Genomic DNA, 23,479 nt, shown 5'->3' on the forward strand with positions numbered 1-23,479 from the left:
TTCTCGGACCCGCTCGCCGTTACCGGAGCTGCTCCGGCAATCCTCTCGCTAACCGGTCGGCGGGACAAACAAACTCAAAAGGGTAACCAGTAAATGAAATGGGCGGCCGAGGCCGCCCACTGCTCAGGCCGCGGCGGGCTTGGGGTCAGCTGCAAGATCAATCGCGGCCTTCAGGGTCTCCATGTCGCCGATCTGGTTGGACAGGATCAGGATCAACCGCGTGTTCATACGGTTGGCCTCGTCATCGCTCATGTGACGCTGGCTGGAAACCAGATGCTCATAGAAGCCATCAGGATCTGCAAGGTTGGGTTTCAGATTGAGAGGCATCGAATCACGCAGCTCCTGTTGCTGTCTTCAGCGCGGCTTGCACCTTGTTATCGTTGAAATTGCGCCAGCGGGCAGCGACATGCTGGTCCGGCCGGATCAGATAGACAGTGCCCGGCTTGCCGTCATAACGATCTGCCAGCGTACCGTCTGCATCGTCGATATCCGTGCCGACACGCAGAACGTGAGCCTTGATGTTTCCGGCGCTGACGTCTTCAGCTTCTTCATTACCGAATACCAGCAAGGCGAAACCGTCCCCGATCTGGTTAAGGAACCAGGCATCTTCTCCGCCGACCCTGACCGGTGCATCCGCACAGCAGGTTCCCGGTGTCATCGCCCCCGAAAACTCATCTTCATCCTCGGTGTTGAGCGAGCTTTCCACATAAGGCGTTGGAGCCGACAGACGTCCGGAGTTCACCAGTGGCTTGGCGAAATCGCTGACTTCGGAAAGGTCCAGAACCGCATCGCGGAACCGGCGCGAGGCTTCGCTCTTGGGCGTGATGAAATCGGTCGATCGTGTCGAATTCAGCAGATTGTCGTCAGCCGCAAAGGCCCGCTCTTCGTGATAGCTGTCGATCAGGCTTTCCGGAGCCTCGCCGTCCATGACGAGTTTCAGTTTCCAGGCCAGATTGTCGATATCCTGAACACCGGTGTTGGCCCCGCGCGCGCCGAATGGCGACACCTGATGCGCGGCGTCTCCAGCAAAAAGCACCCGGCCATAGCGGAAGTTGTCGATCCGACGGCAGGCGAACTGATAAACGGACGCCCATTCCAGTTCGAATTCCGTTTCTTCGCCGAGCATTGCCTTGACGCGTGGAATGATGTTTTCCGGTTTCTTTTCCTCTTCAGGATCGGAATCCCACCCGAGCTGGAAGTCCAACCGCCAAACATCATCGCACTGCTTGTGAAGAAGCGCTGACTGACCGCGGTGGAAAGGCGGATCGAACCAGAACCAGCGCTCGGTCGGGAAATCCGCTTTCATGATGATGTCGGCGATCAGGAAACGGTCCTGAAAGAACTGACCCGAGAAACCAGCACCTACCATCTTGCGGGTATCGGAGTTGGCGCCGTCACAGGCAAGCACCCAGTCAGCCTCCATGGTGAAGACACCATCGGGCGTTTCCACGGTCAGCGATACGCCATCATCGATCTGCGTGAGGTTGATCAGCTTGTGCTTCCATCGCAGGTCGATGAGGTTCGATTTCTCGCACTCCTCGACCATGTATTCTTCCAGATAGTATTGCTGAAGATTGATGAAGGCGGGGATCTTGTGGCCGTCCTCGGGCAGCAGATCGAACGTGTAGGTAAGATCGTCCTGGAAGAAGACCTTGCCAATCTTCCACTTGATCCCCTTGTCGACCATCCGCTCGCCGCAGCCCAGCCGGTCCCAGATCTCGAGCGGACGCTTGGCGTAACAGACCGCCCTGGAACCAACGGAGACAGTGTTGTTGTCATCAATGACGATTGTGGGAATGCCCCGCTGCGCAAAATCAAGCGCGGCGGTCAATCCAATCGGCCCGGCGCCGATCACCACCATCGGATGGCGTTTGACTGCTCCTGTCCGCTGCTCTTCCGATTGCCGGTAGTCGAATTCCGGATATTGGTAGGTTTGAAACATCAAGCTCTCCTCCCAGCCCTGATGCGAGGTCTTTGATTGCGCTGCATTTGCCGCAGCGGACGCATTTTTCGCGCTTACACATCTGCCAGTTCTTTGGCGTGCAGCCACTCGGCATGTTTCGGTGCCCTCTTGGTCTTCGACCACTCTTCAAGCATCTGCCACTTCACATCGTTCAGCTTGGCAAGGAGCTCTTCTTCCTTCGGATCCGGGCAGGCCAGCTCGACCCGGTGTCCGTTGGGGTCAAAGAAGTAAATGGAATGGAAGATCGAGTGGTCGGTAACGCCCAGAACCTCGACGTCGTTTGCCTCAAGATGATCCTTGAATGCGATCAGCTCGTCCCGGTCCTTCACCTTGAAAGCGATGTGCTGCACCCAGCGCGGCGTGTTGGGGTCGAACCCCATTTCGTCCTTGGTCGGCAGCTCGAAGAAGGCGAGCACGTTGTTGTTTCCCGCGTCCAGGAAGATGTGCATGTACGGGTCAGGCTCGTGAGTGGAAGGAACATGATCCTCGGCAATCGCCAGGACGAAATCCATATTCAGCATTTTGCCGTACCACTCGACCGTTTCCTTGGCGTCCTTGCAGCGATAGGCGACGTGATGCATCTGCTCGATTTTCATGTGTGCGCTCCTCCAGAATTAGTTACATCTGTAACTATATCGGCAAACTAACACGGCACCTCGACAAAGGTCAATTGGTTACATATGTAACTAACTATTACTACGTAGCCGTTCTTCATATGACGGGAATGGTTCAGACCGGCAATTCCAAGACTTTCACGGACACCGGCGACCTGATGACTGGACACGCAATTGTTTGATTTGACAGGTCTAATATCACCACGTCATATGTGTTTCCGCATATTTCAGGAGCTTTCATGTCCCACGACCATGACCACGATCATTCCGAGTTGTCCGACATCGAGCTGCGCGTTCGGGCGCTGGAAACGCTGCTGACGGAGAAGGGCTACATCGACCCTCCTGCCCTGGACGAGCTGATTGAAACCTATGAAACCCGGATCGGTCCGAAAAACGGTGCAAGGGTCGTTGCCAAGGCCTGGACCGACCCGGCATATCATGCGCGCCTGATGAGCGACGCCACTGCGGCGATTGCCGAACTGGGGTTCACGGGCCGCCAGGGCGAACACATGGTGGCCGTCGAAAACACTGCCGACACGCATAACATGGTCGTTTGCACCTTGTGCTCCTGCTACCCGTGGACCGTGCTTGGCCTGCCGCCTGTCTGGTACAAATCCGCTCCGTATCGTTCGCGTGCCGTGCGTGACCCGCGCGGCGTGCTGGCCGAGTTCAACGTCGCGCTGCCGGAAGACACCGAGATCAGGGTCTGGGATTCTACAGCAGAGGTTCGCTATCTGGTCATCCCTCGCCGTCCTGAAGGAACAGATGGCTGGAGCGAAGAAAGGCTTGCTGAACTGGTGACCCGGGACAGCATGATCGGAACAGGACTGGCGCTTGATCCCTCTCGTCAGGAGGATGCGGCATGAACGGAGCACAGGACCTTGGCGGCCAGATGGGTTTCGGCCCCATCGAGCTGGAAGAAAACGAACCGAACTTCCATGCAGACTGGGAAGAGCGCGCCTTCGCGGTGACCCTTGCCATGGGAGCAACCGGCAGCTGGACCCTTGATGCCTCGCGCTTCGCCCGTGAAACACTGCCTCCCGCCGACTATCTTTCGTCCAGTTATTACAAGATCTGGACGATGGGTCTTGAAAAGCTGGTGGTGGAAAACGGGCTCGTTACACCTGAGGAACTGAAGCAGGGCCATGCCCTTTCACCTGCCAAACCGGTCAAGCGTGTCATGAAAGCCGAAGACGTTGCCGGCATCCTGGCAAAAGGCGGTCCGGTTGACCGAACCGAACAGCAACCGGCAAGGTTCAGGATCGGCGACAGGATCCGTACCAAACGCATGCATCCAGAACATCACACGCGCCTCCCCCGCTATGCCCGCGACACCGTTGGCGAGATCGAAGCCATACATGGCGTGCACGTTTTCCCCGATACCAATGCGCATGGCAAGGGCGAGCAACCGACTTGGCTCTATGGTGTTGCCTTCAAAGGCACCGACATTTGGGGGCCTGACAGCGATCCAAAACTGAAGTTACGCATCGACCTTTGGGAGCCATATCTTGACCCTGCATGAAGATGTTCAGTCGACACCCCGGATCCCGCTTGACCAGGATGGTGGTCCGGTCTTCAGCGCACCTTGGGAGGCACGGGTCTTTGCGATGACACTGCAGGCCCATGAGGCCGGTGTGTTCAAGTGGAGCGAATGGGCCGAGACCCTGGGGGCTGAGCTTGCAAAAGACGGCGACGGCAGTGGCGCAACACTGGACTATTACGATCACTGGCTGAACGCCTTTGAAAAGCTGCTGACTGAAAAGAACGTTGCAGCTGCTCAGCAGCTTTCCGAACTCAAAAAGGCCTGGGACGAGGCCGCCCGGGCAACGCCTCATGGAAAACCGATCGTGCTCGACCGGTCGTGAGGCAGATATGCATCTGAAAGTTCCACCGGTCGCCGTCTTCCTGATTGCCGCGCTGCTGCTTTACGCCGGCGCGAAGCTTCTGCCGCAGCTTAGCCTTTCCTTTCCCGGGCAGTCCCTGATCGCGGCGCTTCTTGTGTGTGCGGGCATCCTGCCAGGTGGTCAGGCAGTACTTGCCTTCATAAAGAACAAGACCACGGTAAACCCGACAGCGCCGGACCGGGCGACGACGCTTGTTACAGAGGGCTGTTATCGGTTCAGCCGCAATCCGATGTATCTGGGATTGCTCTGCCTCCTACTCGCCATGGCGGCTTACTTCGGAACCCTCACGGCACTCATAGTTGTCCCGGCGTTCATCTGGTTCATGACCGAGTTTCAGATCAAACCGGAAGAAGAGGCACTGCAGAACGTGTTCGCTCAAGACTATCAGGCTTACCTGGCACGCGTCCGTCGCTGGATTTAAAGTTATCGTTTCCGAAGCAATCCTTGAAGTGCCTGGAAGGGCATGACCACGTCGGCCGGATATTGCTGCCAGATTTCGGTCATTTGTTCCTCGGTCAAGAGTTCCCGTCGAAACGCTCCATGAGACGTCGCCTCCGTCCATTCCAGCATCGCGGTTACATCGGCAAATTCCAGAGCAAGCAAAGGCCAGTTCAGAAACTCGATCGAAAATCCGGCGGCATCAATCTGCTCTCGCCAGATTTCGTCTGCCTGAAACGTGTTTTCCTGCATGATTTCCTCAAACTTGGGCATCATGGCAAGAAGTTCAACGATCTTGCGAACCGGCTCTCCGACACATTCGAAAACCATCCTGCCACCCGGCTTCAACACACGATAGGCCTCCGCCAGAAAGGCGGGCATGTCGGTGATCCAGTGAACCGCGTAGCTGGAATATATGAAATCGAACCGGTCTGACTTGATAGTCCCCAGGTCTTCTCCTCTTGCCTGCAGAAATTCAATATCAAGCCACTGATCAGCAGCATTCTGACGGGCAATTTCAATTCTTGAGATATCGGGATCGATTGCGACAAGCTCCCCTCCCGGCAATAGCCGCTTTGCAAGGTCACAGGTCTGCTCTCCGGTGCCACAGCCGATGTCCAGCGCAATTTCACCAGGTTTGGCGGCAGCCAACTCAAGCAGCTTGCGAGCGCGATCCTCCTGAAAGCTTCGCATTCTCGCGTAACAGGAAGCGAGTTGAGCCGTGCTCCGTTTCGACCCCATCGGCAAGTCTGTTTCCGTCATCGATGTCTCCGTTTTTTCCTGAAACTCCGGTTGTTATTCAGCTTGACCAGGCCGGGAAGCTGAAGCGTCAGCGCGCCATTCAGCGAACTGGCTTTGCACTATTGCCCCAAATAGAGGCCACTTTTGGCCTTGAAGGCATCTGCCGCGAAACGCATGAAAGTTCTGATCCGCGCTACGTTTTTCAGATCTGGATGTGTCAGTAGCCAGATATCGAAATATCGTGAGGGTTCAAACCCCGAGACCCTGACCAGATCCGGGTCCGGATCGCCGAGGAAACATGGCAATCGGCCGATACCCATTCCAGCTTTCACAGCCGCATGAAGGGCTATCATGTCATCTGCCACCAGGGAGATATAGGCGTGAGGATAACGGGTTCGAATTTCCTTCGGCACACCCTCCCCCCACCATTTGAATGTCACACAGGCGAGAGGCGCAGCGTCATGGCTTACATCCATGATTTTGCGTGTTCGGCGGGCGAAGTCTTTTGACATGTAATATGTACGGTTCTGACCGCACGCCAGGCGACCGAACAGGGTTTCATCCGGAGTGTCGGTGACCCTGATCGCAACATCCGCCTCTCGCCGGTGAAGGCTCAATTTTTCATTGGCCGCGATCATCTCGAGTTCTATGCGCGGATGCCGTTCGGAGAACTGTTGCATGATCTCCGCCAGTTGCACCTGGAACAGCAGTTGTGCAGCTGTTACGCGCAAAGGCCCTTCCAGCTCCGCATCCTGCGCGGTAATGCGCGTGTCGAGAGCCAGAACTTCCGCTTCCACACGTCTGGCCGATATCACCGCCTGCTCTCCCGCAGCCGTTGGGACAAACCCCTCCGGCATCCTTTCAAAGAGGCGTGTACCCATCCGCTCTTCGAGAGACGACAGGCGTCGTGACACGGTGGAATGCGTTACACCAAGCCCACGCGCAGCTTTGGCGAGCCCACCGGCATTGGCGACTGCCAATACAAATTTCAAGTCATCCCAGTTGTCCATAGCATGCGCATTTTTGCACATCCCTGTTTCGAAATTGAAGAATTTTTCGCAACACCATATTCGGTTAGCCTCACGGCATCTCATCACAAGGAGATTCAAGATGCCTGTTCAAGCTATTGCAATGATTACCGTAACCGACAAGGAGGTGCTGGGCGCCTACCGGGAAAAGGCAGCCGATGCACTTGCCAAGCATGGTGGCCAGCTGGTTGCAGCCGATCCCGAGCCACTCGTTCTGGAGGCCGCGAGCGATGCGCCGGATATCACGGCGCTTTTGTCATTCCCGACAGCCGAGGCGGCAAAAGCCTGGCGGGAAGATCCTGAACTCGCCGAAATCCACGCCCTGCGCAACAAGGGCGGTAAGTCGACGATTGTGTTGTTGCCGGCGTAACAAATCCGAAAACCGGTTTTCCAAACGACGACCTCAAAGGTTGGGCTGTCCGCTCAAATGCAGCCCAACCTTTGGTGTAATCATGCACCCATCATGCAAATGACGTTGCTCTTACTGGTTTCGTCTCCACGTGTCACTTGACTGGCTTTACCAGCCGCATGCGCCAAGTGACGCCCTTCTTGTCCGAGACCAGTCGGTAGTCATCAAGGACTTCCCACTTGCTTTCATCATCGGTTGCCTGCCACAGGCTGTTGATCAGCTTGTTGGCACCCGACTCCGGCCTCTTCGGGGAGTACATGGAAAGGGCAATGACGCCATCCTGCTTCAGGAACGGTACGTAGCGGCTGACAACCGCTGCGGGGTCGTCCGCGAAATGCAGCACTTCATTGAAGACGATGGCCGAGAATGTCTCGCCTTCCTTCGGCTCGAACGAATGCATGTCCCCTGCCCGCAACGCGGCGATGGCCGGGTCCACATTGGCGATTTCAAGCGATGCAGGAGACAGGTCCATGCCGACATAGCGCTTGATACCCATTGGCTGCAGGCGCTCGTAGAGCAGACCTTCTCCGCAACCGATATCAAGCACTTCATCCATGGATCCCGTCAAAGATAGCCACATGCCGATGATGCCATAACGGCCGCTTTCCGGCAGAGAGCGCAAGAAAGCCCAACGACCGGCTTCGTATTCCTCATCCCAGCCTGCAGCGGTGGTAGCGTTCTTCGACATGATGATTTCCTAACAGCAAAGACGGGCCGAAGCGGCCCGCCGAACATTTTTCTGATTTCCGGTTATCACTTATATGGATCGGCCGCGTCGCGCAAACCATCCCCCAGGAAATTAAAGGCAAGAACCACAATGATAATCGGCAGGACGGGTGCCATCAGCCATGGGTAGACCGTCACCACGGAAATGTTCTGAGCCTCGTTCAGAAGGACACCCCAGGAGACCGACGGGCGACGCAGACCCAGATTCAGGAAAGACAGCGCCGTTTCTCCTAAAATCATCGATGGAATCGACAGGGTCGCCGAAGCGATAATGTGACTGGTAAAGCCAGGCAACAGGTGCCGCCCGATCACGCGACCGGGCTTTGCACCCATCAGAACAGCTGCCTTCGCATATTCCTCTTCACGCAGCGAGAGCAGTTTGGAACGAACGGCACGTGCAAGTCCGGGCCAGTCAAGAAGGCCCAGAATGATGGTCAGGCCGAAATAGATCCAGACCGGACTCCAGGTTACGGGCAAGGCGGCGGACAAGGCCATCCACAATGGCAGTTCGGGTATGGATCGCAGGATTTCGATCATGCGCTGGATTGTGCTGTCGAGAATTCCGCCGAAATAGCCTGCTATGCCACCGAAAAAGAGCCCGAGAACGATGGAAATAGTCACGCCGACGAGACCGACCGTCAGTGACAAGCGGGCACCGTAGACCAGGCCCGAGAACTGATCACGGCCCAAACGATCCGTTCCCAGCAGAAACAGCGTTCCGCCCTTGGCAGGACAGAACAGATGAACGTTTGACGTGAAAAGCCCCCAGAACTTGTAGTCTGAGCCGCGACAGAAGAAGCGGATCCTCTGTACCTTGTTCGGATCGTCCTTGAACACCCATTGAAGGGTTTCCATGTCGATTTCCGAGTTCATGCCATAAACAAAGGGTCCGACAAACTTGCCGTCATGAAAGAAATGCACCTGCTGCGGTGGGGCATAAAGATGGAGGCTGTCACGCTGGTTTGCCGTGTAGGGCGCAATCTGCTCTGCGAAGGGAACACAGAGATAAAACAGGATCAGGACAACACCCGACCACACTGCAACCTTGTGGCGTTTGAACTTCCACCACATGATCTTCCACTGCGAGGCCTGGTAGAAGCGCTCCTGCTCGGGCGTCATCTTTTCGGCCACGGTCGGGTTGAATGGGGTTGGGTCGACGTAGTGCTCGACTGAACGTGTCGGCGTGTCTTTCATATCCGTGCTCATGACGAGGCCCTCCCGCCAAGACGTATACGAGGATCAAGAACCGCCAGCAGAAGATCCGATATCAACATTCCGATAAGCGTCAACACGGCGACAAACAACAGGATGAAGCCGGCAAGAAACTGGTCTTGCGACTGAAGGGCTGACAAGAGCACCGGACCGACAGTCGGCAAACTCATGACAACCGACACGATCACCGAACCGGATACGAGCGACGGGATCAGGTTGCCGATATCGGCGATGAAGGGGTTGATCGCCATGCGAAGCGGGTATTTCACCAGCAACTCCCCTTCCCTCAATCCCTTGGCACGGCCAGTGGTGACGTATTGCTTGTGCAGCTCGTCCAGCAGATTGGCACGCAACCGCCTGATCATTGCCGCCGTGCCCGACGTTCCGATAACTATGGTCGGAATGATCAGATGAGCCAACACCGACAAGGCCTTGTCGAGACTCCACGGCTGATTGATGTATTCAGGTGCCATCAGGCCGCCAACAGACAAGCCGAACCAACGGTTGAACAAATAGAGAAGTATGAGTGCAAGCAGGAAGTTGGGCGTCGCGAGACCGATGTATCCGAGGAAGGTGAAGCCGTAGTCCGCCCAGGAATACTGGCGTGTCGCGGAAAAAATTCCGATTGGAAACGATACGACATAGACGAAGAGGATCGTTGCGAAATTCAACACGATGGTCAATGGCAGGGTCGGACCGATGACCTGTTCCACGGGCTTGTCGAACTCGAAAGACCAACCCCAGTTGCCCTGCAGAAGTCCGTCGAACCCATGGGGACCGGGCCACAAGCCGATCCAGATCAGGTACCGTTCAAAAAACGGACGGTCGAGCGAGAACTCCTTGCGCAGAAATTCCAGCTTGGCGACAGAGGATTGTTCACCGGCGGCCTTCAGTGCTGCAATCTGATTGCTGATGTAGTCGCCCGTCGGAAGCTCGATAATCAAGAACGTCAAGAAACTGATCACCAACAAAGTCGGGATCATCGTCAATATCCGACGAATTACATAATAGAGCACCTAAACTCCCCTTTGCCCCTATTCTTTCAGCAATACGGACTATCTCCCTGAAAACAGGAGACCGATTACCGTTTTAATATTATGTTGCTTTCAATACGAGAGTTAGTCCGTGAGAAAACGGAAAGCTCCCTTCCCCTCTTCGCATTCAGTCTATTGATCAGAAGAAGAAGTCGTTGCACTTGTTTCCGCGGCGCACGCAAAACAGCTTTCGCAAAAGTCTGCGTGTACCAGCGAAGTTTTTTTGAGGAAGCAGGATCCTGGGTGCCCTGGCGGCGAACATGATCGATCAGGTCCGAAGTCATCTCCAATCGATCAGTCATCACTCCTCCTGGGCATTCCGAGCCGCTTCTCAGCTTATTTCACCATGTAAAATTCATCCATACGGTGAATGCCAAAATGCGCGCCTGGATCCCATCCGTAAATACCCTCCAGCGGAACATTGTCGACATTCTTGACGACAACCGGTTGGCGAACGCCGGAAACAAGCCCGATGTGGATCGTTTCGTCAGCGTGAATCTGCAGCATTTCATCCCAGATCTTTGTCCGCTCTTCCGGCGTCTTTGACACTAGCCAGGCTTCATAGAGTTCCATCAGCCGTTCGGCTGGTGCCCAATCTGGTTTTTCACCGCCTTCGCCGTCGGTTTCGTAGTAGTCGCCCCAAGCGTGCCACGACAGAGAATCGCCGCGGACAGGCGCCAGATCTTCAGGCGGCATCTCGGAGGTGGGGATACCATTTTCAAACCCGGACCAAACGGACATGACAAGCTGACCGGTGATCGCTCTTTCACGCAAGTTGTCGCGCTGACTCGGTTTGGAAAAGAGCTTGATACCGATTTCCCGCCACATCTCGGTAACCAATTCCAGAGCATCTTCCTGCACCTGCTGTTCACCAGCGGTCTCCACGATGATTTCCAGCGGCCGGCCGTCGGGCAGCAGCCTGATACCATCATCGTCACGCTCAGTCAGGCCGATTTCATCAAGCAGGGCGTTAGCCTTCTCGGGATCATACTCTGCCCACTTGGTGGTGTATTCGGGCTTGTAGAGCGGGCTCGCGGCCAGAACCGTGTCATTGCCCGGTGTTCCGAGACCAAAAAACAGGACCCGGTTCAGAAGATTGCGATCGATACTGAGCGAGAGAGCGTGACGGAACCGCGTATCTCGCAGCAGTTCACGCCAAGCCGGATCCTTGACCGTCATGTTCGGCAGGATCGAAATTTCCGAGCCCTTGGTGTTCGACCACAATGCCGTGACGTAGTCGTTTTGCTTTTCACCCTTCTTCAAGACGGTGATGTCGGAAAAACTGAGATTTCGAGCCTGAAGGTTGCTTTCACCGGCTTGCGCCTTTGCCGGTATCAGTTTCCCGTCGGCAACAGTCATCACGACCTGATCGATATAGGGCAGCTGCTGCCCGGTGATGTCGACCCGGTGATAGTATGGGTTCCTTTCCAGGACAAAACGCAGATCGCTGTCGTCACGTTCGCGTATCCAGGGCTGCAACGTCGGCAATTCGACATTGCGTGCGTTGTACATATCGTCCTTCTTGGCGTGCAGCGGTGCCCAACTGCGCGCTTTCACTTTCTTCGCTTCCTTGGCGAGGAAATCCGGATCGCCGTATTTTTCGTGAAACTGCTTGAGGTAGTGCGCCGGGCGATAGATGAACGGCGGTCGCGATTTCGCCAGTTCCGGAAGGAACAGCGGATTCGGCTCGTCCCAGGTGAACCGAACGGTGGTGTCATCCAGAACCTCGAACTTCGGTCCCTTGCCGTTCACTTCCAGAAACGGTGGCAAGCCCGATGGGGTCAGCTTTTCATTGCTTACCACGTCTTCGAAGTAATACCGGATGTCTTCCGCACCAAACGGATGGCCATCCGACCATTTGTGACCTTCACGGGTATTTAGAGTGAAGATGCGGCCGTCTTCGACTTCCACACTCTCCAGAATATCCGGAACCAGCTCCAACGCTTCGTTGTAACCAACAAGGCGAGCGTAGCCCCAGACATTGATAAGCCGTACATCCTTGGCGCGCCCGATCAAGGTATCAAGCGTTCCACCGTGCTTTCCGACTGTGCGACCAGTGGCTTCGAGATCAACGACAAGGGGCTCGGTCGGAACACGCTCCGCCACAGGTGGCAAGGAAGAATCCAGACCAGGGGTCTCCTTGAGTTCGAGCGCAGCCAGAGGCCCCGCCAACATGGTCGCCGCCAAAAACAGGCCGACCTTCAGTGAAGTTAGAGTTTTCATGCTGCTGTCCCCTCAAGTACCCCGGCGTTCTTCAGGCCAGGTGCACAGACAAAGTGACCCGGTTCCATTTCGACCAGCGACGGGTCCATGCCGTCGATCAATCTAAACGGTTCCGGCCAAAGTTGCGGCTCCGATGCTCTCTTGTCATCGAGCGCTGCAAAATCGAGAGGCGCTGACAGGTCCGGCTCGGGAACTGCAGACAACAGCGCCTTGGTATAAGGATGAAGTGGATTGCCGACCACCGTCCGGGTCTCTCCGATTTCCACCAGGCGGCCCCTGCACATGACGGCAATCCGATCGGCGACATAGTCAACCACCGCCAAATTGTGGCTGACGAAGAGATAGGTCAGATTGAGATCGCGCTTCAGATCCTGCAGCAGGTTCAGAATCTGTGCCTGGACCGAGACATCAAGCGCTGAGGTCGGCTCGTCGCATAATATGAACTCAGGATTGAGTGCCAGCGCCCGGGCGATCCCGATCCTCTGCCTCTGCCCACCTGAAAACGAGTGCGGATATCGGCGCAGGAAACGTGGATCCAGACCGACGAGGCTCATCAGGTTCCGCGCCCGTTCAGCCCGTTCCTTCGGAGTTCCGATGCCGTGAACTTCGAACGGCTCCATCAACGTGTCGTTGACCGTCATGCGCGGATTGAGAGACGAAAACGGATCCTGGAAAATCAGCTGCACCCGCCGTCTGTAATCCATCAGAGCGGGTCCCCGGAGATCGGTGATATTCTCCAGCCCCTTGCCGCGGTTGTAGAGGATATCGCCGCCCTCGACGTTGATTGCGCGCAGGATCGCCTTCGCCGCGGTTGTTTTTCCAGAACCGGATTCACCAACCAGCCCCAGGCATTCGCCGCGCTTTATGGTCAGATTGACCTGATCCAGAGCCGTCATCGACTTGGATCTCGTGCCGAGCAAGGATCCCTTGCGCAACGTGAATTGCTTGGTCACGTTGCGCATTTCAACGAGTGGCTCCCCTGGCGCAACATCGCATTGCGGGCGGTTGCTGGTCAGGTCTTCGGATTTGAGCTTGATCGGCCGGATCGGGACAAGCCGCTCGTTTTTGTCCATGTGGAAACTGGGCACAGCTTTCAAAAGTGCTTTCAGGTAGTCGTGCTGGGGATTGGAAAAGAGTTGCTGTGCCGTTCCCTTTTCCATGATGCGGCCATGATAAATCACGGCGATTTCGTCTGCCATGTTGGCAACCACTCCGAAATCGTGAGTGATCATCAGCACCGACATGTGAAGTTCGGATTGAACTTCCTTGATGAGCTTGAGAATTTCCGCCTGGATCGTCACATCCAACGCCGTGGTGGGTTCGTCGGCGATCAGGAGAGCAGGATGGCAGATCATTGCCATGGCGATCATCGCGCGTTGCCGCAATCCGCCGGAAAGCTCGAAGGGATAAGTGTCAAGCGCTCGCTGCGGATCGGGAAAATGAACGAGACGCAGCATCTCTCGGGTCAGTTCGCGTGCCTCGGCACGAGAGACATTCCTGTGAAGGAGCGCCGCTTCACCGATCTGGTCACCGATCGTATGCAGCGGAGACAGGGAGGTCATCGGCTCCTGGAAAATAATTGCGACACGGTTTCCGCGCAGGTGGCGCATTTTCGGCCCCTTGCGCTCAAGCGCAGCGATGTCGACAGGTGGCTCTGCGCCGCTCGGGTCCGCCAGGATCACGTTTCCGGACGTGATCGACGCCGCATTGGGCAAAAGGCCCATGATGGTTTGAGAAATTACGGTTTTGCCCGACCCGGATTCACCCACAAGCGCGACCGTCCGGTTTTGTGGAACGACGAAGGATACGTCATCGACGGCCCGGACCCGGCCTTCAGCTGTATCAAAATCTACTGTCAGTCCCTCGATCGAGAGAACATTCACTGTGCGTTTCCTCCCCGAAACGGATTGCCTGCGTGAGCCTTACTAAGCCCTTATTGCAACAGAAAGACAATCAAATTCGCCTGGCGATAGCAATGCAGAAATTGGCGCCAAGCATCTGTGATCTATATCACATCTTCAAAAATTCCCTATTCGCATCGGAATGCAGCAAGAAATCGAGGTTATTCTGCTGCAGACACCGGGACGTCGTCGGCGGTGTCCAGTGGTTTGTTGTCAGGAAACGGCTCCAGCCAGAACACTTCCATAAGCTCGCGCCGCCCGCGCAAATGGTGTTTCCCAACCGGCCTGAGATGCTCCTCACCGGGCAGTTTCGCCACCGTGTTCGCGCTGGCAAGTATTGTGACTTCCGGTTCTCCGTCCGCTTCCTTGCCAAGGGTCTGCAACCGCTCGGCGGCATTCACCGTGTCACCGACAACCGTGTAGTTCCAGCGATCCAGTGCGCCGACATTGCCCACAACTGCCGGTCCGGTGTGAATGCCGATTCGCAAGGATATTTCCGAACGCCCCTCAGCTTTCGCCTGCAAATTCGCTTCATGCAGGGCCGAGGCAATCCGGCGAGCAGTCTTGACCGCTGCCTGGGCGTGGTCCGGTCTTTCGTCAGGTGCTCCCCAAAATGCGAGCATGCCATCACCGAGAAACTTGTCGACCGTCCCCCCTTCGGCCTCAACCGCTTCCACCAGAATTGCAAAATGATCGTTGAGCAGGCGAGCGGTTTCCTCCGCGCTCAGATGTTCGGATAGCGCAGTAAATCCGACGATGTCGGTAAAGAGAATGGTGAGCTCTGCTTCTCTGGCCTCCGCGGCTTCCTTGCCACCCAGGCGCATCAACTTGATGAACAATGTCCGCGGAACATAGGTGTTCATCGCTTTCAGCCCCTCAACCATGGAGTTGAAGGCCAGTGCGACCTGGTCGATTTCGGCCACTCGGCTGCGCGGCAATGGCTCGACTTCGTTGAGAGACAGAGTTCCCACACGGCGGGATTGGACTGCCAGGTTTCGCAAGGGCCGGGCAACCCGGCGCCCGAGCCAGAACGCAATCAAGACGGAAACAATGAGCGCGCCGAGCCCGACAAACATCGACCCGGCCAGACGCCTGACTTCTCTGGAAACCGTGGTGCTCAGAAAATACTGTCCAATGGTCCAGGGACGGTCGCTGAAGCCTTCCACTTTCGCCTTCATCAGGACGTACTCTTCACCACTGGCCTCAACAAACGAGACATCGACGCCAAGTTCAGCGGCTTTCCTGAATTCCTCGATCGGCTCCTCTTCGTCCATTGCTGCCAGAACGGGATCGCCCAAGGTCTTCCAGGAACTTGGCAAGTTGTCCTTGATGTTCCCACCGGTCTGCAACAATTCGGAATCGGAATGCATCACCACCTGACCATCATCGGCCAGGATAAACACCGTGTTGTCGACACCTTCATCCTGCGCCGACACGATGTGCGTCAGATCTTCCATCGAGCTGGCAGCAGTCAAAGTGCCGATGAATTGTCCATCGTGAACGAGCGGCACCGAAACATTTGCAAACACACCAACGTCATGACGAACCAGTGCGCCCCAAGTCGGCGGGCTGTCAGGCGCCATCTGCGGTATTTCCTGCACATCCATACCGGGAGGTGGGGCGTCGGATTCGATACGCCACAGCTTGCCGCTGGACGCCCGGTAGATCCCCAGTCTGCGACCCTGGGCATCAATGACCAGAAGGGTCGTGATGTCGCTGTTCGATTTCAGCGCAATCGACAGGTCCTCAAGCGTTCTCTCAGGGTCCTCGAAACCAATGGTGCCGTCATCGAAATAGGGCTTGAGACCGACAACCGCATTTTCAACGGAGGCGAAATGAGTGCGCAGCTGTGTTTCCAAAGCTTGCGTGCTCAAGATTGTTTTGTCGTTGAGCAGCGAAAAGGTGTTGCTGAAGTTTGCGGAAACAGACAGTCCCAGCACCAGACCGATGGCAATGGCGACAAACGCGCCGAAGCCCAGCCCGACAATTGTCGTCAGGGGCAGCATCATGCGCCGGCCAGTGCGTTTCCACCACTTCATCCGGTGTGATCCTCTGTTGCTCCGAATAGATTACCTGCCAAAGAGTTGGCGTCAAATTAAGGCGGGTCGACTGTATTTAATGTTAATCGTCCCCGCGGCAACTCCCCAATACTCAATCGGGCAGTTGCCGTCGTATCCGCAAATACGTTTGGTTGTGATGCAAGCCGAAGATCAGCTCTCAGCCTTCAGCCCCAACTCGCGCAGGATTTCCTCAGTATGCTCGCCGAGAGACGGTGCCGCGCGGTCCAGAACAAGATCGCCGTTGGCAAACTTGATGGGCGTGCGAACGGAGGCAACCGTGCCGCCGTCAACGCCGCTTGCCGGCAACTCGACCTTCAGTCCCCGGTGCCGAACCTGCTGGTCGTTGAATACATCTTCAACGGAGTTGATCGGACCGGCGGGAACACCTTCCAGTTCCAGCGCCGCCAGAAGATCGTCTCGCATGCGCGTCGCCGTTTCCGCGGTCAAAATGGGGATCAGCTCCGAGCGGGATGCCACACGGCCTGCATTGGTCTTGAACTTCGGGTTCTGCGCAAGATCCGGCAATCCCAGAACACTGCAAAGCCGCTGATACTGACTGTCATTGCCCACAGCTATGATCAGATGGCCGTCTTTCGCCGGGAAGACCTGATACGGCACAATGTTCGGATGGGCGTTACCAAGACGTTTGGGAGCGTTACCTGAAACAAAGTAGTTGAGTGCCTGATTGGCCAGAACACCGACCTGCGCATCGAGAAGGGCCATGTCGATCCACTCTCCCTCGCCGGTCGCATCCCGCCGGCGCAAGGCGGCCAGAACGCCGATAACGCCGTAAAGCCCGGTGAAGATATCTGCAAAAGCCACGCCGATTTTTTGAGGATCGCCTTCAGGATCTCCGGTCAGATCCATGATGCCACCCATGCCCTGGATCATGAAATCGTAACCGGCCCGGTGTGCGTAAGGACCATCCTGGCCAAATCCCGTCACCGAGCAATAGATCAGCCTCGGATTGATTTGCTTCAGGCTTTCATAGTCGAGACCGTACTTGCTCAGACCACCCACCTTGAAGTTCTCGATCAGGATATCAGCTTCCGCAACAAGCCGGCGGACGACTTCCTGCCCTTCTTCGGATCGAAAATCTGCTGTGATGGAGCGCTTGCCCCGGTTACAGGCGTGAAAATAGGCGGCGGACTCGTTTTCGCCTTCCTCATTCCTGACGAAGGGAGGTCCCCACCCTCTGGTGTCATCGCCCTGCGGGCTTTCGACCTTGATCACATCCGCGCCGAGATCAGCCAGTGTCTGCCCAACCCATGGCCCGGCAAGAATGCGGGCCAGCTCGACAACTTTGATGCCTTTCAGTGGCGCGGTCATATGTTTTTCCTTCAGATCAAAGGGGCCAGCCTCAGGCTTCAGAGGCTTTGCGATAGATGTGATAGCGCCCAGGATGAATGCCATCAGGTTTATCCAACGTCTCGAAATTCGGCAGATCGAGCTCGAGCGCCGTCAGGACAAAACCACCGACCGCCATGCGCTCATTGACCAAGGGCGCAAGCCAGTTGACAATCGCCAGATCGTTGGTCGGGTCTGCTGAACCTATGTCGATATGCGCGAAAGACGCCTTTGCGCCGACGCGCGGACCACAGAAGGCAAGCGTCTCTCGGATGTCGCCCAGGATCATGTGATCTGCGTCAGGAGCACAGCTCGGGTGACAGTTCATCGCAAAATCAAAAACGAAGATTTCCTTGTCTGGATAGATTTCCCGCAGATGATCGTACGTACGACCATTTCCAAGCCCAAGTTCGAGCACCGGACCTTCAACGGCGTTGACCTTGTCCACCAGATATTCAAGCAAAATTTTCTGGGAAGTCATGCGGCGAATAAAACTGTCCAAACGGCTCATACAAAAAGGTCCCTGTAACTGTCAGCGTTCATCACATAGACAAAGCGCTGGCCAAGGTCAAAACCCCATCTCCAATTCGGGGACCTCTGTGCATCATTGCCGCAATTTTTCGAGAAACTGAAACAGGACTTTGCCTCATTCGGCTATCATGATAACGCGTAATCAGAAGCCAAACCCTGCTTGTCCATAGCAAATTCAGGAGACATCGATGCGTTCCGAAACGGCGCCGGCCATCCGGCTGGAAGATTATCAACCGCCAGCATACCGCATCGAAAAGGTTCATCTGGACATTCTTCTGGACCCCACAGCTACCAAGGTGACGGCTACCTTGACTGTTGTCGGGCAGGACGGAACCGAAACAGGAACGCCTCTGGTTCTGGATGGCGACGAGCTGAAGCTGACCGTGCTAAGACTGAATGGCATCGAACTGCCTGAAAGCGAATTCGAAGCAACAGCTGACCGGCTTGAAATCCGGAAGCCACCTGCGACCTCGTTTGAACTGACGATCGAGACAGAAATCAATCCGGACACCAACACCAAGCTGATGGGTCTCTATCGGTCTTCGGAAACTTTCTGTACGCAATGTGAGGCGGAAGGCTTCAGGCGGATTACCTATTTCCTCGACCGCCCTGACGTTCTGGCGATCTATACCACACGGCTTGAAGCTCTCAGGGCAAGCTGCCCGGTCCTGCTCGCAAACGGCAATTTGATCGAAGCCGGCGATGTTTCTGAAACGGATCGACACTATGCCGTCTGGCATGATCCACATCCCAAACCCGCATATCTCTTTGCCCTTGTGGCAGGCAACCTTGCCCAGGTTCCTGACGAGTTCGTGACTTCTTCCGGCAAGCAGGTGGAACTCAACATCTTTGTGGAGCACGGCAAAGAGAACCTGTGCGGCTGGGCCATGGACTCGCTCAAGCGCTCCATGCGCTGGGACGAGGAGGTTTTCGGCCTTGAATATGACCTCGACGTTTTCAACATCGTTGCCGTCTCCGACTTCAATATGGGCGCAATGGAAAACAAGGGCCTCAATATATTCAATGACAAATACGTCCTGGCCGATCCCGAGACGGCAACGGATCAGGACTACGCAAATATTGAAGCCGTGATCGCCCACGAATACTTCCACAACTGGACAGGCAACCGGATCACCTGCCGCGACTGGTTCCAGCTCTGCCTCAAGGAAGGCCTGACCGTTTTCCGCGATCAGGAGTTTTCTTCGGATATGCGGTCACGCCCGGTCAAGCGCATAGCAGATGTGCGACTGCTGAAATCCCACCAGTTCCCAGAAGACGCCGGCCCTCTTGCTCATCCGGTTCGACCGCGCGTCTATCACGAGATCAACAACTTCTATACGGCGACCGTTTACGAGAAGGGTGCGGAAGTCGTGCGCATGCTCAAGACGGTATTGGGCGACGAGAAGTTTCACGCCGGGCTCGATCTTTATTTCAGGCAGCATGACGGCGAAGCCACCACAATTGAAGCATTCCTGAAATGCTTTGAAGAGGCTGCCGCCACCGATCTCAGTCAATTTGCCCTGTGGTACGAACAGGCAGGAACACCTGTCGTGTCCGTGAAGACAAGGCACGACCCGGTGCAACAGACTTTCACCGTTTCGCTGAGCCAGGAAATTCCACCTGTCCCGTCGCAGAAAACAAGTAAACCCGCGGTCATTCCACTTCGCTTCGGCCTGATCGGCCCGAACGGTGACGACATCGCCTATGAGGCGCACACCGGTGCCAAAATTTCCGGCGACGTCATGCTGCTGGACAAGGCACGGCAGGAAGTCACGTTCAATAACATCTCAACGGCGCCCGTTCTGTCACTGCTGCGCGGCTTTTCCGCTCCCGTCCGGCTTGATCAGCACCTGAGTGCCGAAGACCTTCTCTTCCTTGCGAGCAAGGACAACGACCCCTTCAACCGTTGGCAGGCGGTACAAAGCCTGGCGATGCAGGACCTGGTGCGCTTGACCGCGCTCATCCGGCAAGGAGAGCAAAGCACGCCTTCCGACGATGTCATCGGCGTTTTCGGCTCGGTGCTTTCCGATCCGTCCCTCGACGCAGCGCTTCGTGCGCAGGCGCTCACACTTCCGAGCGAAGCGGATATCGCACAGGAAATCGGAAAGAATGTCGATCCCGATGCCATCCTGATGGCCAGAAGGATGCTCCGGGAAGCCATTTCCCGCTCGCATGCGACTGCGATGCTGCCCTTTGTGACGGAAATGGCGCCCGGAGGAACATATTCACCCGATGCGGAGACAGCCGGCAGACGCGCACTCTCCAACAGGGCACTGCATTATTACGCAGTATCAGCGCGTGATGACTCGACACAAATCGTGTGGGAACGTTTCGCTTCCGCCGACAACATGACTGATCGACTTGCCGCCCTGACGCTCCTTGTACATGACGACATGGAACAGAAGGACGCCGCGCTTGAGATGTATCGCAACCGGCACGAAAAGAGCAGTCTTGCAATGGACAAGTGGTTCATGACACAGGCGACCGCGCCTGGAGCGAGGACCCTGCAAAGAGTGCGCGATCTGATGAATGATCCGCTCTATGACGCCGGCAACCCCAACAGGGTCCGCTCATTGCTGCAGTCCTTTGCTACAGGCAATCCCACTCAATTTGCGCGCACAGACGGCCAGGGATTCGAGCTTGTCGCGGAGGCTGTCCTGCAACTGGACAAACGCAATCCGCAGGTTGCTTCCAGACTGTTGACCAGTTTCCGATCCTGGCGGGCACTTGATCCACAGCGATCTGCCCTCGCGGAAACCGCTCTCTTGAGGATTTCTTCATGCGAAGAACTATCAAGAGACAGTCGAGATATCGTCGACCGGACCCTGCAATAGTCGGAAGTACTGGAAAAGGTTAACAAGTCAGCAGAAAAACGGCGCGCACGTTAACCATTTTCTTCTTTAGCGGGGGTAGACAAAAACAAACGTTTTGATTCAAATGGAAGTGATTCGGAGCAAGCTCCGACAGGCGGATTTTGAGGCACACTTCCTATGGCGCGAGCAATGGCTGGCGACGCTTCCACGCGGCGCGGCGACAAGGAGTCGATTCAGAAAAAAAGCGCGGGCAACTTCAGCTCGTCGTTATATGCCGGTCTTGGTGCCTTTCGAGACAGCTTCTTGCGGTCCGACAGCCTCATGCGGCGCATCATTCCTGTCCTGGCCATCCTGTTCATTCTAATTCTGGCGGTGTTCCGCACAGGCGACCTGGCTTCCGAGTATTCCGAAACCCGCAAAACTGCACAGACGACACTTAGCCTGATGGCAACTGTGGTCGCTACCAGGCTGAACGCAGAGGAAGAAGCCCTACCCGAACGTGGCTATCAAACGACGCTCAAGCGCCTGCTGGCAGACAGCCTCCCTCCTGGAGCAACGAGCAAATCCCGCATATTCCTCGTCGCAGATCAATTTGGCACCATCGTCGCCTCCGCACCGGCCCACCCAACCCTGGAAAGGCGCCCGATCAGCGATCTGCTCGCCCCCTCCCAACCCCTGACCGTTTTTGGCGCGCGGGCCGGCGTGCTCTCCGTCCCTGTCGACCTTGGCAGCATTGATGGCGAAGAACAGGTTCTGGCAACCGTGCATCATCTTGACGGACAACTGGGCATGGTTGCCGTGCTGCAACCTGAAAGCGCGATCTACTCCAACTGGCGCGACGATCTTTCAGCCAATGTCACCCTTTTCGTCGGGACTTCCCTGGTCCTTCTGGCGGTGGTCTACGGTTTCTTCAGCCAGGCTACACGAGCTGAGCATGCTGATGACATGTATGCCGCAACACGGGCCCGCATCGATACCGCCCTGACCCATGGTCGCTGCGGATTGTTCGACTGGGATCTTTCCCGTGGCCGGATGTTCTGGTCCTCATCCCTTTACGAATTGCTGGGACGGGAACCAAAGGACGACATCCTGAGCTTCGCCGACGTTTCCGACATCACCCATCCGGATGACATCGATCTTCTGGGCCTGGCCGAGCATCTACTGGAGAGCGGCGAGACGCTCGTTGATGAAACCTTTCGCATGCGTCACGCCGATGGCAGCTGGATCTGGTTGCGTGCCCGGGGTGAAATTCAGTCTGAGCCGGGACGCGCAGAACCGCACCTGATCGGCATTTGCATCGACATCACCGAACAGCACCAACTGGCCGAGCAAAGCCGGATGGCAGACCTGCGCCTGCGTGACGCCATTGAAACGATTTCCGAGGCTTTTGTTCTGTGGAACGCCAGGAATGAGCTGGTGATCTGCAATTCGAACTACCAGTCCCTTCACAATCTGCCGAATTCCGCAATCAAATCCGGCACGCCATACAAGGACGTCATGGCGGCCGCTTCCAATTCCGAGGTTGCGCCACAACCGGTAACCGTCACGCAGCGCGGCGGGGCACCTGAAGGGTCCTATGAAGCTCAACTTGAGGACGGTCGCTGGCTGCAGATCTCGGAGCGCCGCACCAAGGACGGCGGTTTCGTGTCCGTTGGCACCGATATCACGGCGCTGAAGAAGCACGAAGAAAAGCTGATGGAGTCGGAAAAGCGTTTGAAGGCAACAGTCACCGATCTGCAAAAGTCTCGCAAAACACTCGAAGTCCAGGCACGGCAGCTGGTCGATCTGGCGGACAAGTATCAGGAAGAAAAGACCAACGCGGAAGCCGCTAACAAGGCAAAGTCCGAATTCCTGGCCAATATTTCCCACGAGCTGAGAACTCCCTTGAATGCGATCATCGGCTTCTCCGACATCATGACCCAGGAGATGTTCGGCCCGATCGGCACTGACCGCTATTCTGACTACTGCAAGGACATTTATTCCTCAGGCACCTACCTGCTCAATGTCATCAACGACATTCTCGATATGTCCAAGATCGAAGCAGGCCGCATGTCGATCGAAACAGAAATCGTCAATGCGGCGGAATCTGCAGCCGATGCGGGTCGCATCGTCACTGGGGCCGCCACAGAGAAGAACATTACGGTCACGGCCGATGTCGGCGAAGACGTCCACGTTCATGCCGACAAGCGTGCACTGAAACAGATCCTGCTCAACCTGCTCGCCAATGCGGTGAAGTTCACCCCGGACAACGGCACGGTGGCCTTGAAGGCACGCCCACGCGGCGACAGGTTGCGCTTCGAAGTCACCGATACGGGCATCGGCATTTCGGAACGTGACATCGAACGCCTCGCCCAGCCCTTTGTCCAGGTTGAGAACCAGTTCACCAAGACCCACCAGGGTTCGGGTCTCGGTCTCGCCATCGCGCGCTCCCTGGTCGAACTGCACGGCGGCAAGCTGAATATCGAGTCCGAGGTCAAGAAAGGCACGACGGTCAGCTTCACACTGCCCCTGGCGGACGAGAATCAGAACGTCTAA

General features: G+C 56.2%; 20 protein-coding genes. 7 read left to right on the plus strand and 13 right to left on the minus strand.

Annotated elements, in window-relative coordinates; translation table 11 throughout:
• Positions 1-123: 123 nt before the first annotated feature.
• From ABLQ08_RS02740 to ABLQ08_RS02750, 3 genes are all read right to left on the minus strand, one after another.
• Complete coding sequence (locus tag ABLQ08_RS02740) at positions 124-327, minus strand: DUF2783 domain-containing protein (RefSeq protein ID WP_352939264.1); 204 nt, start codon at positions 325-327, stop codon at positions 124-126.
• Positions 328-331: 4 nt separating this feature from the next.
• Entirely contained in the window at positions 332-1,942 is a 1,611-nt protein-coding gene (locus ABLQ08_RS02745; protein ID WP_352939266.1) for an FAD-dependent oxidoreductase, read from the minus strand.
• 74 nt (positions 1,943-2,016) lie between these two features.
• Positions 2,017-2,559 carry a VOC family protein gene (locus tag ABLQ08_RS02750; RefSeq protein ID WP_352939269.1) on the minus strand — a complete coding sequence of 181 codons (543 nt, stop codon included), beginning with the start codon at positions 2,557-2,559 and terminating at the stop codon, positions 2,017-2,019.
• A 257-nt stretch (positions 2,560-2,816) separates the two neighbouring features.
• On the opposite strand from ABLQ08_RS02750, the gene nthA reads away from it, so the two are divergent.
• Genes nthA through ABLQ08_RS02770 form a run of 4 tightly spaced genes read left to right on the plus strand, consistent with a single transcriptional unit; the run spans position 2,817 to position 4,902 of the window.
• The gene (nthA, locus tag ABLQ08_RS02755; RefSeq protein WP_352939271.1) at positions 2,817-3,443 is read left to right on the plus strand and encodes a nitrile hydratase subunit alpha; all 627 of its coding nucleotides are present in this window, start codon (positions 2,817-2,819) and stop codon (positions 3,441-3,443) included.
• Positions 3,440-4,099, plus strand: a complete 660-nt coding sequence (nthB, locus tag ABLQ08_RS02760; RefSeq protein ID WP_352939273.1) for a nitrile hydratase subunit beta — start codon at positions 3,440-3,442, stop codon at positions 4,097-4,099. The genes nthA and nthB overlap by 4 nt, the downstream gene beginning before the upstream one ends.
• The gene (locus ABLQ08_RS02765) at positions 4,086-4,442 is read left to right on the plus strand and encodes a nitrile hydratase accessory protein (protein ID WP_352939276.1); all 357 of its coding nucleotides are present in this window, start codon (positions 4,086-4,088) and stop codon (positions 4,440-4,442) included. Before nthB ends, ABLQ08_RS02765 begins: the two co-directional genes overlap by 14 nt.
• 7 nt (positions 4,443-4,449) lie before the next feature.
• Positions 4,450-4,902, plus strand: a complete 453-nt coding sequence (locus ABLQ08_RS02770; RefSeq protein WP_352939278.1) for a methyltransferase family protein — start codon at positions 4,450-4,452, stop codon at positions 4,900-4,902.
• 2 nt (positions 4,903-4,904) lie between these two features.
• On the opposite strand, the gene ABLQ08_RS02775 is transcribed toward ABLQ08_RS02770, so the two are convergent.
• On the minus strand, positions 4,905-5,681 hold the full coding sequence (locus ABLQ08_RS02775; RefSeq protein ID WP_352939280.1) for a class I SAM-dependent methyltransferase: 777 nt from the start codon (positions 5,679-5,681) through the stop codon (positions 4,905-4,907).
• 98 nt (positions 5,682-5,779) lie between these two features.
• On the minus strand, positions 5,780-6,670 hold the full coding sequence (locus tag ABLQ08_RS02780) for a LysR family transcriptional regulator (protein WP_352939282.1): 891 nt from the start codon (positions 6,668-6,670) through the stop codon (positions 5,780-5,782).
• A 100-nt stretch (positions 6,671-6,770) separates the two neighbouring features.
• On the opposite strand from ABLQ08_RS02780, the gene ABLQ08_RS02785 reads away from it, so the two are divergent.
• Positions 6,771-7,058: a DUF1330 domain-containing protein gene (locus tag ABLQ08_RS02785; RefSeq protein ID WP_352939285.1), complete on the plus strand. Its 288-nt coding sequence runs from the start codon at positions 6,771-6,773 to the stop codon at positions 7,056-7,058.
• Positions 7,059-7,191: 133 nt separating this feature from the next.
• Here the strand turns inward: ABLQ08_RS02785 and ABLQ08_RS02790 are convergent, their stop codons facing one another.
• From ABLQ08_RS02790 to ABLQ08_RS02825, 8 genes are all read right to left on the minus strand, one after another.
• Entirely contained in the window at positions 7,192-7,785 is a 594-nt protein-coding gene (locus tag ABLQ08_RS02790) for a class I SAM-dependent methyltransferase (protein WP_352939288.1), read from the minus strand.
• 65 nt (positions 7,786-7,850) lie between these two features.
• Complete coding sequence (locus tag ABLQ08_RS02795) at positions 7,851-9,029, minus strand: ABC transporter permease (protein WP_352939291.1); 1,179 nt, start codon at positions 9,027-9,029, stop codon at positions 7,851-7,853.
• A complete protein-coding gene (locus tag ABLQ08_RS02800; protein WP_352939294.1) occupies positions 9,026-10,051 on the minus strand; it encodes an ABC transporter permease in 1,026 nt (341 codons plus the stop codon). The genes ABLQ08_RS02795 and ABLQ08_RS02800 overlap by 4 nt, the downstream gene beginning before the upstream one ends.
• Before the next feature lie 354 nt (positions 10,052-10,405).
• Positions 10,406-12,292, minus strand: a complete 1,887-nt coding sequence (locus ABLQ08_RS02805; RefSeq protein WP_417714884.1) for an ABC transporter substrate-binding protein — start codon at positions 12,290-12,292, stop codon at positions 10,406-10,408.
• Positions 12,289-14,175, minus strand: coding sequence for an ABC transporter ATP-binding protein (locus ABLQ08_RS02810; RefSeq protein WP_352939297.1), 1,887 nt, complete (start codon positions 14,173-14,175; stop codon positions 12,289-12,291). The genes ABLQ08_RS02805 and ABLQ08_RS02810 overlap by 4 nt, the downstream gene beginning before the upstream one ends.
• Positions 14,176-14,354: 179 nt before the next feature.
• On the minus strand, positions 14,355-16,232 hold the full coding sequence (locus ABLQ08_RS02815) for an adenylate/guanylate cyclase domain-containing protein (protein WP_352939300.1): 1,878 nt from the start codon (positions 16,230-16,232) through the stop codon (positions 14,355-14,357).
• Between the two features lie 171 nt (positions 16,233-16,403).
• On the minus strand, positions 16,404-17,582 hold the full coding sequence (locus ABLQ08_RS02820) for a CaiB/BaiF CoA transferase family protein (RefSeq protein WP_352939303.1): 1,179 nt from the start codon (positions 17,580-17,582) through the stop codon (positions 16,404-16,406).
• 31 nt (positions 17,583-17,613) lie between these two features.
• Positions 17,614-18,111: a class I SAM-dependent methyltransferase gene (locus ABLQ08_RS02825; RefSeq protein ID WP_352939306.1), complete on the minus strand. Its 498-nt coding sequence runs from the start codon at positions 18,109-18,111 to the stop codon at positions 17,614-17,616.
• Positions 18,112-18,319: 208 nt separating this feature from the next.
• On the opposite strand from ABLQ08_RS02825, the gene pepN reads away from it, so the two are divergent.
• Both pepN and ABLQ08_RS02835 read left to right on the plus strand, forming a co-directional pair.
• A complete protein-coding gene (gene pepN, locus ABLQ08_RS02830) occupies positions 18,320-20,965 on the plus strand; it encodes an aminopeptidase N (protein ID WP_352939308.1) in 2,646 nt (881 codons plus the stop codon).
• A gap of 168 nt (positions 20,966-21,133) precedes the next feature.
• Positions 21,134-23,479 carry an ATP-binding protein gene (locus ABLQ08_RS02835; RefSeq protein ID WP_352939311.1) on the plus strand — a complete coding sequence of 782 codons (2,346 nt, stop codon included), beginning with the start codon at positions 21,134-21,136 and terminating at the stop codon, positions 23,477-23,479.

It is taken from the genome of Roseibium sp. SCP14, from assembly GCF_040329475.1.
Classification (GTDB): domain Bacteria; phylum Pseudomonadota; class Alphaproteobacteria; order Rhizobiales; family Stappiaceae; genus Roseibium.

Bases quoted from the DNA above. Each gene is read 5' to 3' on its own strand.
- ABLQ08_RS02745 (WP_352939266.1), bottom strand. From the start codon at position 1,942: ATGTTTCAAACCTACCAATATCCGGAATTCGACTACCGGCAATCGGAA.
- ABLQ08_RS02820 (WP_352939303.1), bottom strand. From the start codon at position 17,582: ATGACCGCGCCACTGAAAGGCATCAAAGTTGTCGAGCTGGCCCGCATT.
- ABLQ08_RS02795 (WP_352939291.1), bottom strand. From the start codon at position 9,029: ATGAGCACGGATATGAAAGACACGCCGACACGTTCAGTCGAGCACTAC.
- ABLQ08_RS02805 (WP_417714884.1), bottom strand. From the start codon at position 12,292: ATGAAAACTCTAACTTCACTGAAGGTCGGCCTGTTTTTGGCGGCGACC.
- ABLQ08_RS02770 (WP_352939278.1), top strand. From the start codon at position 4,450: ATGCATCTGAAAGTTCCACCGGTCGCCGTCTTCCTGATTGCCGCGCTG.
- ABLQ08_RS02785 (WP_352939285.1), top strand. From the start codon at position 6,771: ATGCCTGTTCAAGCTATTGCAATGATTACCGTAACCGACAAGGAGGTG.
- nthB (WP_352939273.1), top strand. From the start codon at position 3,440: ATGAACGGAGCACAGGACCTTGGCGGCCAGATGGGTTTCGGCCCCATC.
- ABLQ08_RS02815 (WP_352939300.1), bottom strand. From the start codon at position 16,232: ATGAAGTGGTGGAAACGCACTGGCCGGCGCATGATGCTGCCCCTGACG.
- nthA (WP_352939271.1), top strand. From the start codon at position 2,817: ATGTCCCACGACCATGACCACGATCATTCCGAGTTGTCCGACATCGAG.
- ABLQ08_RS02750 (WP_352939269.1), bottom strand. From the start codon at position 2,559: ATGAAAATCGAGCAGATGCATCACGTCGCCTATCGCTGCAAGGACGCC.
- ABLQ08_RS02835 (WP_352939311.1), top strand. From the start codon at position 21,134: ATGGCTGGCGACGCTTCCACGCGGCGCGGCGACAAGGAGTCGATTCAG.
- ABLQ08_RS02790 (WP_352939288.1), bottom strand. From the start codon at position 7,785: ATGTCGAAGAACGCTACCACCGCTGCAGGCTGGGATGAGGAATACGAA.
- ABLQ08_RS02775 (WP_352939280.1), bottom strand. From the start codon at position 5,681: ATGACGGAAACAGACTTGCCGATGGGGTCGAAACGGAGCACGGCTCAA.
- pepN (WP_352939308.1), top strand. From the start codon at position 18,320: ATGCGTTCCGAAACGGCGCCGGCCATCCGGCTGGAAGATTATCAACCG.
- ABLQ08_RS02780 (WP_352939282.1), bottom strand. From the start codon at position 6,670: ATGGACAACTGGGATGACTTGAAATTTGTATTGGCAGTCGCCAATGCC.
- ABLQ08_RS02740 (WP_352939264.1), bottom strand. From the start codon at position 327: ATGCCTCTCAATCTGAAACCCAACCTTGCAGATCCTGATGGCTTCTAT.
- ABLQ08_RS02825 (WP_352939306.1), bottom strand. From the start codon at position 18,111: ATGAGCCGTTTGGACAGTTTTATTCGCCGCATGACTTCCCAGAAAATT.